This is a genomic window from Maribacter sp. LLG6340-A2, assembly GCF_045057105.1.
In the GTDB taxonomy this organism is placed as follows: domain Bacteria; phylum Bacteroidota; class Bacteroidia; order Flavobacteriales; family Flavobacteriaceae; genus Maribacter.
The window spans coordinates 2,785,792-2,798,900 of sequence record NZ_CP159332.1; the positions used below are offsets into that span (position 1 = coordinate 2,785,792).

13 protein-coding genes are annotated in these 13,109 nt (G+C 38.0%); 6 read left to right on the top strand and 7 right to left on the bottom strand.

What is annotated here, in order from left to right:
* Window positions 1–88: 88 nt before the first annotated feature.
* From ABVM52_RS11700 to ABVM52_RS11710, 3 genes are all read left to right on the top strand, one after another.
* Window positions 89–1,861, top strand: coding sequence for a hypothetical protein (locus tag ABVM52_RS11700; protein WP_405380685.1), 1,773 nt, complete (start codon window positions 89–91; stop codon window positions 1,859–1,861).
* A gap of 234 nt (window positions 1,862–2,095) precedes the next feature.
* Window positions 2,096–3,433, top strand: a complete 1,338-nt coding sequence (gene ffh / locus ABVM52_RS11705) for a signal recognition particle protein (RefSeq protein WP_405380687.1) — start codon at window positions 2,096–2,098, stop codon at window positions 3,431–3,433.
* Window positions 3,434–3,464: 31 nt separating this feature from the next.
* Window positions 3,465–4,349, top strand: coding sequence for a bifunctional 5,10-methylenetetrahydrofolate dehydrogenase/5,10-methenyltetrahydrofolate cyclohydrolase (locus ABVM52_RS11710; protein ID WP_405380689.1), 885 nt, complete (start codon window positions 3,465–3,467; stop codon window positions 4,347–4,349).
* Between the two features lie 55 nt (window positions 4,350–4,404).
* Here the strand turns inward: ABVM52_RS11710 and ABVM52_RS11715 are convergent, their stop codons facing one another.
* On the bottom strand, window positions 4,405–4,578 hold the full coding sequence (locus ABVM52_RS11715) for a hypothetical protein (RefSeq protein WP_405380691.1): 174 nt from the start codon (window positions 4,576–4,578) through the stop codon (window positions 4,405–4,407).
* A gap of 210 nt (window positions 4,579–4,788) precedes the next feature.
* Between ABVM52_RS11715 and ABVM52_RS11720 the strand changes: the two genes are divergently transcribed.
* Window positions 4,789–6,519: an alpha/beta hydrolase-fold protein gene (locus tag ABVM52_RS11720; protein WP_405380693.1), complete on the top strand. Its 1,731-nt coding sequence runs from the start codon at window positions 4,789–4,791 to the stop codon at window positions 6,517–6,519.
* Window positions 6,520–6,538: 19 nt separating this feature from the next.
* The gene (locus ABVM52_RS11725) at window positions 6,539–7,510 is read left to right on the top strand and encodes an aldo/keto reductase (protein ID WP_405380695.1); all 972 of its coding nucleotides are present in this window, start codon (window positions 6,539–6,541) and stop codon (window positions 7,508–7,510) included.
* Window positions 7,511–7,595: 85 nt separating this feature from the next.
* Here ABVM52_RS11725 and ABVM52_RS11730 read toward each other — a convergent pair whose 3' ends face one another.
* From ABVM52_RS11730 to ABVM52_RS11750, 5 genes are all read right to left on the bottom strand, one after another.
* Window positions 7,596–8,021, bottom strand: a complete 426-nt coding sequence (locus tag ABVM52_RS11730) for a VOC family protein (RefSeq protein WP_405380697.1) — start codon at window positions 8,019–8,021, stop codon at window positions 7,596–7,598.
* Window positions 8,022–8,023: 2 nt separating this feature from the next.
* On the bottom strand, window positions 8,024–8,275 hold the full coding sequence (locus ABVM52_RS11735) for a Rho termination factor N-terminal domain-containing protein (RefSeq protein ID WP_405380699.1): 252 nt from the start codon (window positions 8,273–8,275) through the stop codon (window positions 8,024–8,026).
* Window positions 8,276–8,333: 58 nt separating this feature from the next.
* Window positions 8,334–9,173 carry an alpha/beta fold hydrolase gene (locus ABVM52_RS11740; protein ID WP_405380701.1) on the bottom strand — a complete coding sequence of 280 codons (840 nt, stop codon included), beginning with the start codon at window positions 9,171–9,173 and terminating at the stop codon, window positions 8,334–8,336.
* 65 nt (window positions 9,174–9,238) lie between these two features.
* Window positions 9,239–9,793, bottom strand: coding sequence for a hypothetical protein (locus ABVM52_RS11745; RefSeq protein ID WP_405380703.1), 555 nt, complete (start codon window positions 9,791–9,793; stop codon window positions 9,239–9,241).
* A gap of 5 nt (window positions 9,794–9,798) precedes the next feature.
* Window positions 9,799–11,304, bottom strand: a complete 1,506-nt coding sequence (locus tag ABVM52_RS11750; protein WP_405380705.1) for a helicase HerA-like domain-containing protein — start codon at window positions 11,302–11,304, stop codon at window positions 9,799–9,801.
* A gap of 170 nt (window positions 11,305–11,474) precedes the next feature.
* Here ABVM52_RS11750 and ABVM52_RS11755 point away from each other — a divergent pair, with 170 nt between their 5' ends.
* Window positions 11,475–12,107, top strand: coding sequence for a 7-carboxy-7-deazaguanine synthase QueE (locus ABVM52_RS11755; RefSeq protein WP_405380707.1), 633 nt, complete (start codon window positions 11,475–11,477; stop codon window positions 12,105–12,107).
* A gap of 43 nt (window positions 12,108–12,150) precedes the next feature.
* Here the strand turns inward: ABVM52_RS11755 and ABVM52_RS11760 are convergent, their stop codons facing one another.
* A complete protein-coding gene (locus ABVM52_RS11760; RefSeq protein ID WP_405380709.1) occupies window positions 12,151–13,068 on the bottom strand; it encodes a hypothetical protein in 918 nt (305 codons plus the stop codon).
* Window positions 13,069–13,109: the final 41 nt, after the last annotated feature.

The window sequence follows — 13,109 nt, forward strand, 5'->3', positions numbered from 1 at the left end:
AAGATATTTTAAAAAAAATAAAAAAGTAGGTAGGGTTTTTTTAAGGCTGGTTGTTTTAGGGTTGTAATAACAATAATACCAAATCATTATGAAAAAGTTTTTTAGTTATACCATGTATATTGGTCTTTTGGCCATGGCATTGAACTTTACGTCTTGCCAAGATGAATTTGAAGAGATCAATAACGGTGAAGAGCCACAGGCCATTGAGGCAAATTCAGCTACGGCAGAATTAATACAACGCACAAGCTCCAATGATGGTTCTTCTGACAATATAGTAGATGGTACCAGTTGTTTTGAAATTAATTTTCCATATACGGTAAAAGTGAACGGATTGACCTTGACCATAGAATCTAAGGAAGATTTAGAAGAAATTGAAGAGATTTTCGATAGTATAGATGATGATGAAAACATATTGGATATTATTTTTCCTATTACCGTTACCGCAGGTGATTTTTCAGAGATTACGATTAATGGAATAGAAGATTTACGCGAATTGGCATCAGAATGTAAGGAAGGTGGTGATGATGATGATATTGAGTGTATAGATTTTGTATACCCAATGACACTTTACACATTTAATGTCAATTTAGAACAGACCAGTACCGTACAGGTAGAAAGCGATCGCGAATTAAGATTGTTTTTCAAGGATTTGAGTGGTGATAGCTTGGTGAGTTTTGATTTTCCCTTAACGTTAAAACTATATGATGAAACTACAATAGAGGTATCTAATCATAGGGAGTTGGCAAGTGCCATAGAAAATGCCAAGGATGACTGTGACGAAGATGATGATGATGATTACAATGACGATGATTTCAATGAAGAGGAGTTTAAGGAGACTTTAGTGGAGTGTGTTTGGTTCATTACGGAATTTAAAAGAGATAATGTAGATCAAACACCGCAATTTGTGAATTACATATTAAACTTTAAGGAAGACGGTACCGTAGTAACCGGATTTAGGGGAGCTACTACTGTACAGGGAACATGGAGTACTACTGTAGGTGAAGATGGTGCCCAACTTACTATGGACTTTGATTCTAGCACGGAATTTAATATGGAATGGAATGTTTATGACATGGGCGATGATAAAATTAAATTATATAACGGAGAGGGTAACCGTATAGTAATGAAACAATTTTGTGCAGAGGATTTACCTGAAATGTCCGTAGATAGTATTCGTGAGATTTTACGTGAATGTACCTGGACCATTAAGAGGGTCAAAAATAATGGAGAACATGTAAATAGACTTCTAGGTAGTGAATTTGAGTTTCAGGCAAACGGTGCCATTACCTTATCTAACGAAGCAACGGTATCTGAAGGAACATGGGAAATTACAACCAATGCGCAGGGTAGGTTTGTGGTAGCCATAAACATGGGGCAAGAAGACGCCGTTAGTTTTGAATGGTTGCTGACCGACCTAAAGGACAGGATTATAAAGTTTAATGTGGAAGAGTCTAATTATGAATTGGTCATAGTAAAAAGCTGTGAAGTAGATGAAGAGGAGGAAGAGGATATCACCTTCATTAAAGATGTATTTAGTAATACCGAGTGGAATATTGCATTGTTCTCGGAGAATGAAGATCCCTCTACGGAACTTTATATGAACGATAGGTTATTTTTCAATGCCGATGGTAGTTTGGAAGTACGTAACCCTAATGAAGTTGTTTTAAGTACGGGTAGATGGTTTGCCTATAGAAATGCCTTTAGCGGAAAATTGGAAATGATCATTTCCTTTGCTCCGGGAAGCAATTACTTGCCTTTGGCCAATGACTATCAAATAATGGAAGTGACGGAGACAAGATTAGAGCTTAAGCATGAAAATGAAATTGAAGGATATGATCATCTGGTCTTAGAAAGAGAATAAAAATAAAAACATCCAGAAATATACCGTCAACAGTAAAGAGTTGGGCCTCGTTGACGGTATTGATGGAGGTTTTTTGCTAGGGAATATATGAAAATGTAATCCCTTTTTTGCCCCACAAGCAATGTTAGAGCATCTATTTTAAGTAGATGCTCTTTTGTTTTGTAGATTTTGGTATACTTGCTGCGAAATTACCTTGGACTTTGTTAAATTTGTAGCCCCTTTAAATAGAAAAGAATGTTCGATAATTTAAGCGATAAGCTAGATAAAGCCTTACATGTACTAAAAGGACATGGTCAGATTACGGAAATCAATGTTGCAGAGACCACTAAAGAAGTACGCCGTGCCTTATTGGATGCGGATGTCAACTTTAAGATTGCCAAGGAATTTACCAATAGGGTAAAGGAAAAGGCACTAGGACAGGATGTACTTACCACCTTGCAGCCAGGGCAATTAATGGTAAAAATCGTTAAGGATGAACTTACCCAATTAATGGGTGGCGAATCTGAGGGGATAAATTTGTCTGGAAAGCCTTCGGTTATTTTAATGTCCGGTCTACAGGGGTCGGGTAAGACCACATTTTCCGGTAAACTAGCCAATTTTTTAAAGACAAAAAAATCCAAGAACCCTTTACTTGTGGCTTGTGATGTCTATCGCCCGGCGGCAATAGACCAATTGCATGTGGTAGGTGATCAAATAGGGGTTCCTGTTTATTCAGATAGAGATAATACTGATCCCGTAGCTATTGCAAAAGCTGGTATTGCCAAAGCAAAAGCAGACGGAAACAATGTGGTGATTATAGATACCGCGGGCCGTTTAGCGGTAGATGATAAGATGATGGCGGAGATATCTGAAATTCACAAGGCCATTGAACCTCAGGAGACTTTGTTTGTTGTAGATTCTATGACGGGGCAAGATGCTGTGAATACGGCAAAAGCCTTTAACGATATTCTAAATTTTGACGGGGTCATTCTTACTAAATTGGATGGTGATACCCGTGGTGGTGCAGCAATATCCATTAAATCTGTAGTAGATAAGCCAATTAAGTTTATTGGTACAGGTGAGAAGATGGAAGCTATTGATGTTTTTCATCCATCACGTATGGCAGACCGTATTTTGGGTATGGGTGATGTTATATCACTTGTGGAAAGAGCCCAGGAGCAGTTTGATGAAGAGGAGGCCAGAAAGATCCAAAAGAAAATTGCCAAAAATAAATTCGGATTCGATGATTTCCTGAGCCAAATTCAGCAAATCAAGAAAATGGGTAATATGAAAGACCTTATGGGAATGATTCCTGGTGCAGGAAAAGCCTTAAAAGGTTTGGATATTGATGATGATGCCTTTAAACACATTGAAGCTATTATTTATTCCATGACCCCAGATGAGCGCTCAAATCCATCTAAATTAAATGCCAGTAGAAAAAAGCGTATAGCCAAGGGCTCCGGTAGAGAAGTTCAGGAAATCAACCAGCTGCTAAAGCAATTTGATCAAATGAGCAAGATGATGAAAATGATGCAAGGTGGCGGTGGTAAAAAAATGATGCAAATGATGGGTGCAATGAAAGGAATGAGATAATTAAGGAACAGGACAACTAAAATAAGTGGATATGGAATTATTGGATGGTAAAAAAGTATCCAATCAAATAAAAGAGGAAATTAAGGCAGAAGTGGCCAAAATGAAGGAACGAGGAGAAAAAGTTCCCCATTTGGCGGCAATAATCGTTGGTAGTGACGGTGCCAGTTTAACCTATGTAGGCAGTAAAGTGCGTTCTTGTGAACGTGTAGGTTTTGAATCTACCTTAATTCAAATGCCAAGTACAACCTCTGAACAGGAATTGTTACGAAAAATAAAGGAGCTTAATCAAGATGATGATATTGATGGTTTTATTGTACAATTACCGTTACCGGAGCAAATAGATACCCAAAAAGTAATACTGGCCGTTCATCCAGATAAGGATGTAGATGGGTTTCACCCAACCAACTTTGGTAAAATGGCCTTGGATATGAGCACCTTTATTCCTGCAACTCCGTTCGGTATTCTTGAATTATTGGAACGTTATAAGGTAGATACTAAAGGTAAACATACCGTAGTAATAGGTCGTAGCCATATAGTTGGTAGACCTATGAGTATTCTAATGGGAAGAAAAGGATGGCCAGGTAATTCCACCGTAACGCTTACCCATAGCCATACTAAAAATATTACCCAGATCATATCACAGGCAGATATTGTAATATCGGCATTGGGTGTTCCTAAATTTCTTAAAGCAGAAATGGTCAAGGATGATGCAGTGGTCATTGACGTAGGTATAACCCGTGTACCAGATGAAACCAAAGAAAAAGGTTACTATATAACGGGTGATGTAGATTTTGAGAATGTCAGTAAAAAAGCATCCTTCATTACGCCGGTTCCTGGTGGGGTAGGTCCAATGACCATTGCCATGCTGTTAAAAAATACTTTGCTGGCCCGTGAGCGGCATAGAAGTAGGGACTAACCATAACAATAGTATAGAAACCCAGCATTTTTGTTGGGTTTTTTGTTTGCTATTTTTAAGGCAGGTATAAGCTTACTTCGCTATTATTGACGTTGCTTTTTTGAATATTGCTTGTTGAGGTACTGTCATTGGGTATGATATAATCTATGTCGTTACTGTCATCATAGTCACAACTTCCAATTACGGACACCATACTTATAATCATTAGAGTAAATAAAAATTTTTTCATCACATGGGGGTTTAGGTTATCAAGGTATGAACACGCATAAACACATAACGTTTATTTTATCAAATTGGTATGAAACTTTTCATTGCTGGGTATAATCTATTATTCAGCTTAATTTATACGACAAAGGGTATTTATATCAAAAATTCATCTTGATATGAACAGGATTAAGGTCTAGGTATTATCTTTAAGAATCCAATCCAGCCAACGCTTATGAAAAATTCGACCATTTTTATACTACTGCTTAGTATGGTTTTCGCTAGTTGCGAAAAGGTTGTACAGCCTGTTTATAATATCAATGTTACACTTAATGAGCATATAAGTAGCTCAAATAAAGACGGTAGGCTGTTGCTGATGTTATCTACCGATGATAGCAATGAACCTCGTTTTCAAATCAATGACGGATTAAATACACAGCTAATATTTGGTGTTAATGTAAATGATTGGGAGCCAGGGAGTTCTATTTCTTTTGATGCGGATGTTTTTGGCTATCCCTATGAAAGTTTAAAAGATGTGCCGCCAGGCGAATATAATGTTCAAGCGCTTTTACATGTGTATGAAACTTTTAATCTCTCAACCGGACATACCGTTAAATTGCCCATGGATAATGGAGAAGGACAACAATGGAATAAATCACCGGGTAACTTATATAGTAAACCATTTAAAATTAGGGTAGCAACCAATGGATTTGAGAACATATCCGTTACATTGGATCAAGTAATTCCCCCAATTGAAGAATCAGAGGATACCGATTGGATAAAGCATGTTAAAGTAAAATCTGAAAAGTTATCCGAGTTCTGGGGAAGAGATATATTTTTGGGAGCACATGTGTTATTGCCAAAAGGCTTTGAAGAACATCCGGAAGCTAAATATCCTTTAATGATTTTCCACGGTCATTTTCCATCAGATTTTGGTGGATTTAGAACCACGCCCCCTGATCCTAATTTAAAACCAGAATATTCTGAGCGATTTAGTTTAGAAGGATATAATATAATTCAGCAACAGGAGGCCTATGATTTTTATAAACGATGGAACGAACCAGATTTTCCAAGGTTTATTGTAATTCAAATTCAACATCCTACGCCATATTATGATGATTCTTATGCCGTTAATTCCGCAAGTCAAGGTCCCTATGGTGATGCTATTACTTATGAACTGATTCCGGAAATTGAAAAGCAGTTCAGGGGAATGGGAGAAGGTTGGTCCCGTTTTCTGTATGGAGGCTCCACAGGCGGTTGGGAAGCTTTAGCGGTGCAGGTAAAATATCCGGAAGAGTATAACGGTTGTTTTGCAGCTTGTCCAGATCCTATAGATTTTAGGGCGTATACCTTAACCAATATTTATGAAGATGAAAACGCATACTATTACCCAAGTGCCCATAAAAAATTAGAAGTACCATCGCATAGAAATTACTTAGGTCAAATACAATCAACCTTAAGACAGGGCAATCATTTGGAGTTGGTATTGGGAGATAAATCTAGATCGGGTCAACAATGGGATATTTGGGAAGCTACTTATTCACCACAAGGCGAGGATGGATACCCGGAAAGAATATGGGACAAAAGGACCGGGGATATTGACCATGATGTTGCAGCATACTGGAAAGAGAATTATGATTTACGACATATTCTAGAGCGCGATTGGGATAAACTGGGGGAGAACCTTAAGGGTAAAATTCATATTTACTGCGGAGATATGGATAATTATTACCTGAATAACGCCGTATACCTTATGGAAGATTTCTTGGAAAGTACCACGGATCCATATTATGAAGGTGAAGTAAAATATGGTGATAGGGATGAACATTGTTGGAACGGTGACCCGGATCAACCAAATGCCATTACTCGCCTAAGATATAATACTATGTATGTGCCAAAAATTATGGAACGTATAGAGAAAAGTGCTCCAAAAGGAGCAGATTTAACAAGTTGGAGATATAAATAAAAAGGTTTAAAATTTTAAAATGAAATACAGAAGATTCGGTCGTACAGACTGGCAAGTAAGTGAAGTAGGATATGGTATGTGGGGAATGGCCGGTTGGACAGCCAGTGACGATGTGCAATCTGCCAAGTCCCTCGATTTAGCAGTTGATAACGGAGTTAATTTTTTCGATACCGCTTGGGGCTATGGTGAAGGACATAGTGAGGAATTACTTGGAGAGCTTGTGAAAAGGCATCCTTCCAAAAAGTTATATACAGCTAGTAAAATTCCGCCAAAAAACTTTCAGTGGCCAGCAAAGCCAGAATATGACTTTGATGATTCCTACCCCATTGAGCACATTATGGAATACACCCATAAGACTCTAAAGAATTTAGGGCTTGAGCAAATAGACCTTATGCAATTTCATACATGGGATGACGGTTGGAGCAATAGGGAAGAATGGCAACGAGCTATCGAGGATTTGAAAACTTCGGGTAAAATAGCGGCAATGGGCATTAGTATGAACCGTTGGGAACCTGAAAATGGTATAAAAGCGTTGAAAACTGGATTATTAGATGCCGTACAGGTTATTTATAACATTTTTGACCAAGCACCCATAGATAACTTGTTTCCACTCTGTAAAGAGCTCGATATTGCAACCATAGCACGTGTACCTTTTGATGAAGGAACATTGACCGGAAACATCACCAAAGAAACTACTTTTCCTGAAGGTGACTGGCGAGGTACCTATTTCGTTCCTGAGAATTTAATTTCTTCAGTAGAGCATGCCGATGCTTTAAGACCTTTAGTACCTGAAGGTATGACTATGGCAGAAATGGCACTTCGTTTTATTTTGATGAACGATAATGTAAGTACTACCATACCCGGTATGCGTAAGCAACGTAACGTATTGGCCAATACTGCAACAAGTGATGGTAACGGTTTGCCTGCAGAACTATATGAAGAATTAAAAAAGCATCGTTGGGATAGAGTGCCTACTTCTTGGTCGCAGTAGTAATAAGATTCAATGACTTTTAAAAAGAAGCCCATCAATACAGATTTGTTATTGATGGGTTTTTGTTATTTATTTTTTAGTTGATTTATTTCGCAAATAATTGCCCCATATCTTTAAAAGCTTTAAACTCTAAAACATTACCGGCCGGGTCATAAAAAAACATGGTAGCTTGTTCACCTACTTTACCTGCGAAACGCACATAAGGCTCAATGACGAATTTTACACCCTTAGATTTTAGCTCTTCCGAAAAGCTTTGAAAGGTATCCCAAGGCAATACTACCCCGTAATGCGGTACAGGCACATCATGGCCATCTACTGGGTTGTGGTGTACGCTTTCAGTTTCTGATTTAGGCTTGTAGTGTATCACCAATTGATGCCCAAACAGGTTAAAATCTATCCAGTGGTCGCTACTGCGACCTTCTTCGCAATTCAAAATTTCTCTATAAAATGTTCTGCATTCCGCTAAGTTGTGTACAGGAATGGCAATGTGAAAAGGTGTAACGTTTTGCATGTTCAATTGTTTCTTAATGCTGAAATTAACTCTTTTTTGCTCATTTTGGAACGTCCTTCTATACCAAGTTTCTTCGCTTGCTCGTAAAGCTCATCTTTTGTTCTGTCTTCGTAAGTGGAAGCTTTACCACCTTTCTTGCCTGCATTGTTAGTATTCGCAATTCGTGCTGCCTTTTCTTTACTGTAGCCCTTGTCTACCAATGCTTCGTATTGCTCTTCGTTTTTTATTTGGGGTATATCATTTGATTTTGCCATTTTTTATTTTAAAAATAAAAAATTAATAGGCTGGCAATGTGCTGTATACCTTTAGATATTACTCCGCTAAAAAAGAAATAATTTTTTCATTGACCTCATCTTGGTGCATGGAGTGCCCGAATCCTTCAGTGCTAACGAACTCACTTCCCTTCCAATGTTTATGTACATCTACAGAAGCGTGGTACGGCGCAATTTTGTCAAGCTTATCATGAAAAAGCAATCCTTTCTTATGATTATTCCCAACGAATTTGGCACTTGAAAACTCCTCTGCGGTAAAGTTGAATTTTTCTTGTATAAATTGATTAAGAGCAGAAATTACTTTGTTGCTTAAACCTAGTAAACTTTTATAGTGTGCCATTATCTCATGAAACTCTGACGGTGAACCTATAGTTACCATTTTCTCCAAGATATCATTGGGGTTTTTGTATTCATTGTACAAAATGGTCATACCTCCCATGGAATGGCCAATAACTATGGTTGGTTTATATTTTAACAACATGGCCTGTACCTTTTCTGCATATAATGGTGCATGTAGAATTTTACCTGTTGAATAGCCATGGGCAGGAGCATCAAAAGCAATAATATTATAATTTTCTCTTTGCAATTTTTCAATGAGTTTATGCCATCGCCAGGTATTACTTTCCCAACCATGAACCAACAATACGGTCTCTTTGCTACCGGCCCAGTTATATACTTGTATTTTATGTTTGCCTATGGTTACTACTTCTAATTTGGCATTATCCAAATATTCTTTTTGGTTGGGTAAAACCCTGCCTTTACGAACAGTAGCGAATATGGTAAACGCACGTTGTGCCGTTTTTTTTGGGGCAAACCAAACCAAGATGTTTAAATAGAGGCCATAAAGTTTTGGGATAATTTTTTGGAATAGAACAGGCACTTGCTATGGTTTTTTAAGATGAATTGCAAAGGGGTGGAGTGTTGTGGTCATATATGAATCTACTCTTAGTCCCAACCCATCATCATGTATTTTATTTTTGCATTATCCGGTATCTGGACTTCTTCTATATTGCTATTTGCATTATACCTAAGACTTTCCGGCAATTCTTTTTTATCTATGGTAAAATAGAGGTCATTGTCTTTTAAAAGCACCACTACGTTATTGATAGATGTAATAATCTTTTTTATGGAATAGTTCTCACGTATATCTTTAAATGTGCTTAATATGGTAATCCCTTTTTCGGTAACAAACCTTTCATCATTAATCAATACATTTTGTATGGTGGCAATACTATCATTATTGGGAGTTAAAGTGAGTAACAGCGGCCCACTTTTTTCATAAATCTTAATTTTACTTGCCCCGTTCCCGAAATTTAATTTTACGGTATCTTTTACAACGGAGTCTTTCTCAAATATCAATTCTATATCCCTTGCCAAACTTTGTTTGGAAAGTTTACCTACCCGATCGCTGGAAACCTGAAATTCTTTAGGCTGTTCGTCTTGACAGTTGTACAATAAAAAACTGCCAGCTATAAAGAGTATACTATAAATTCTTTTCATAACTATTACCGCATCACTTTTTTTAATACCCCAAGTACGCCCCTAATAAATGTAGCACTTGTCAATACTTTGATAATAGGGTTTTGTCTGGTGCTCCGTCTTGTGGATGTTCTTCTTGGTTTTGGTTTGTTCTTTTCTTTTTCTGCTAGTTTTTCCGCCTCATCAATTTTTTCGTTCAAAATTTCATAGGCACTTTCACGGTCAATTATTTCATTGTACTTACCTACTAGGGAAGAACTGCTAATGACACTTTTTAATTCCTTATCGGTCAATACATCCATACGGCTCATAGGGGCGCGCAATAGGGTAGCTGCCAATGGGGTTGGTCTTCCTTTTTCATCCAAGGCCGAAATCAATGCTTCTCCAATTCCTAAGGAAGTCAAGACCTCTTTGGTGTCATAATATTCTGATTCCGGATAATTTTCCGCAGTCATTTTTATAGCTTTCCTGTCTCTTGCCGTAAATGCCCTTAATGCATGCTGAACTTTTAAACCAAGCTGTGCCAATACTTCATTGGGAACATCTGTTGGATTTTGAGTAACAAAATAAAGTCCAATTCCTTTTGAACGTATCAATTTAACGATACTTTCTATTTGATCCAATAATGCTTTGGATGCTTCCTTGAAAATAAGATGCGCCTCATCTATGAACAAAATTAGTTCTGGTTGGTCACTATCACCTTGTTCTGGAAAGGTCGAATAGATTTCTGCCAATAGGCTCAACATAAATGTAGAAAACAATTTAGGCCTGTCCTGAATGTCCGTCAGTCGTAAAATATTAATATAGCCCTGACCATTCTCGTCAACACGGGTTAAATCCATCACATCAAAAGATTTTTCCCCAAAGAACAGTTCTGCTCCCTGCTGTTCCAATTCTATGATTTTTCTAAGAATAGCACCGGTGGAACTTGTAGAAATTCTACCATATTCTTTTGTAAATTCTGCCTTTCCCGCACCGGTGGCATATTGTAAGACTTTTTTAAAATCCTTTAAATCTAGCAATGGCATTTTTTGGTCGTCACAATACTTGAAGACCACAGCCACAATACCTTCTTGAGTTTCTGAAAGGTCTAGAATACGTGATAAGAGTACTGGACCAAATTCTGAAACAGTAGCTCTTAGTTTTACTCCATCCTGTTCGGACAAGGACAATATTTCAACCGGAAAATTACTTGCCTTAAAAGGAATGCCTATTTTGGCATGACGCTCGTCTATTTTAGGATGACCGGGACTAGGTTGTGCCAATCCGCTCAAATCCCCTTTTAAATCCATTAGAAGTACCGGAATTCCTTTTTGCGAAAGGTTTTCTGCAAGTACCTGTAAAGTTTTTGTTTTGCCTGTACCTGTGGCACCGGCTATAAGGCCATGCCTGTTCAATGTCTTTAAAGGAATTTTTACCAAAGCATCTGTAACGGCTTCTCCATTGAGCATTGCGGCTCCCATTACAATATAATCACCTTTGGTGGTATACCCCTTTTCAATATGCTCAAAAAAATCTTCGGTACCGGCCATGTTATTTAATTTTTGATAAAAATAGTGGATTTTTAAGCAAACCAAAAGATAAGACCAGGCTTAATGCTACTTAGTTTTCAACAGAAATAGCTTTGTTCTTATTAGGGTGAAGGGTATTTGTAAGGTGCAAACCTTTGAGAGTATATGTAACTAAACCGTATCTTTGCCAGATGAAAAATGTGGAGGTACAGGAGAAAGTGAATAAAGGGGTGTTGTTACCCTTAATGGAAGAATTCTACACCATACAGGGAGAAGGCTTTCATAAAGGAACTGCAGCGTATTTTATTCGTGTTGGCGGGTGCGATGTGGGTTGCCATTGGTGCGATGTTAAGGAAAGTTGGAATGCGGAGACACATCCGCCCACGGCAATTGAACATATTGTTGAAAATGCCGCTAAGTATTCTGATACTATCGTAATAACCGGTGGTGAGCCGTTAATGTGGGATATGACCCCAATTACCAAGGCCTTAAAGGAAAAAGGACTAAAAACACATATTGAAACTTCCGGTGCCTATACCTTATCTGGTGATTGGGATTGGATTTGTCTTTCGCCTAAAAAAAACAAACTACCAGAGGGCGTAATCTATGATAAGGCACATGAGCTAAAGGTCATTGTCTATAATAAACATGACCTAATTTTTGCTGAAGAGCAAGCTGCCAAAACTAATGCAAACTGTATTCTGTATTTACAGCCAGAGTGGAGTGTTAGGGATAAAGTTGTGCCTATGATCGTAGACTATGTCATGGAAAATCCTAAATGGAAGGTTTCCCTGCAGACCCATAAATATTTGAATATTCCTTAATGAGTACCATTGAGACGATATTGGTGCATGCACCAGGGCTGTACTAACGACCTCCGTGGGCCCTAAGGTCCAAGATACATTCGGCATCTAAATCAACCGAAGCTGCATTGCCTTTTGCTGTACTTTTTTCTAGAAGGCTCATAACACTGGCACCGGATAGTATACACCCGGATGTAATACCGTCTTCATAAACTTTTTTAGCGGATGTTTTTTGGGATTTCCCTAAAACGGAATTGCTGCCAAATTGTAATTCTGCACGCATTAAGCAACCATCTTGGTTACAATGTTTGTCTCCTACCAATTCTCCGTCCTCGTTTTCAGATTCGGACTCATGGTCGTTGACCATGTCGGTTCCCAAATCTACCAACCCAAAGAGATGGCCAAATTCATGGTTTAAGGTAGCGGTTTCTACATCTTCATTATTTATGGATGAGCTTCTGGAGGCTAATTTTCTCACTGTAATCTCATGTATGATCATAGAGGTATTACGATAGACCGCTCCTAAGGTTACTAGTCCGCCTTCCAAGTCATCCCCTTCTGCAGGAGCATCGGCAAAATAGATATAAATGGCCAAAGTATTGTCCGTATTAAAAGCTGTTCTGTTCTTCGTTTCCAAATCTACTATTTCCTGTAAGGTCAGTTCATCTTCAACAGGACTGGGTAGTTCGTTGTAGATAATTTCAATATCTTCCTTAAAGGTATATTCACGTAAATAATCGGTAAATTGGGTCATGGCCGTGGTGGTTGGTCTAAAACCTTCTACATATCCAATTTCTATCAATAATTTATCATAGGTGTCATTGGAAAGTATATCGTTAGCAGAATCTCCAGTTGCCAATAAATTGGCTTCTTTGTTCACCGTAGCAGGCTGTGGTTCTTCTTCTGGTGCCGTACTACTTTTTGAACAGGATACTGCAAGGGCCAAAACAAAAAGTAGGAAAAAATTCTTGAATGTGTTCATAATATGAATGTCTTTTAGTATAACGAAAAAATATTGCGACT

Bases quoted from the DNA above. Each gene is read 5' to 3' on its own strand.
- ABVM52_RS11745 (WP_405380703.1), bottom strand. From the start codon at position 9,793: ATGAAAAGAATTTATAGTATACTCTTTATAGCTGGCAGTTTTTTATTG.
- ABVM52_RS11730 (WP_405380697.1), bottom strand. From the start codon at position 8,021: ATGCAAAACGTTACACCTTTTCACATTGCCATTCCTGTACACAACTTA.
- ABVM52_RS11760 (WP_405380709.1), bottom strand. From the start codon at position 13,068: ATGAACACATTCAAGAATTTTTTCCTACTTTTTGTTTTGGCCCTTGCA.
- ABVM52_RS11700 (WP_405380685.1), top strand. From the start codon at position 89: ATGAAAAAGTTTTTTAGTTATACCATGTATATTGGTCTTTTGGCCATG.
- ABVM52_RS11755 (WP_405380707.1), top strand. From the start codon at position 11,475: ATGAAAAATGTGGAGGTACAGGAGAAAGTGAATAAAGGGGTGTTGTTA.
- ABVM52_RS11725 (WP_405380695.1), top strand. From the start codon at position 6,539: ATGAAATACAGAAGATTCGGTCGTACAGACTGGCAAGTAAGTGAAGTA.
- ABVM52_RS11715 (WP_405380691.1), bottom strand. From the start codon at position 4,578: ATGAAAAAATTTTTATTTACTCTAATGATTATAAGTATGGTGTCCGTA.
- ABVM52_RS11720 (WP_405380693.1), top strand. From the start codon at position 4,789: ATGAAAAATTCGACCATTTTTATACTACTGCTTAGTATGGTTTTCGCT.
- ABVM52_RS11710 (WP_405380689.1), top strand. From the start codon at position 3,465: ATGGAATTATTGGATGGTAAAAAAGTATCCAATCAAATAAAAGAGGAA.
- ffh (WP_405380687.1), top strand. From the start codon at position 2,096: ATGTTCGATAATTTAAGCGATAAGCTAGATAAAGCCTTACATGTACTA.
- ABVM52_RS11750 (WP_405380705.1), bottom strand. From the start codon at position 11,304: ATGGCCGGTACCGAAGATTTTTTTGAGCATATTGAAAAGGGGTATACC.
- ABVM52_RS11735 (WP_405380699.1), bottom strand. From the start codon at position 8,275: ATGGCAAAATCAAATGATATACCCCAAATAAAAAACGAAGAGCAATAC.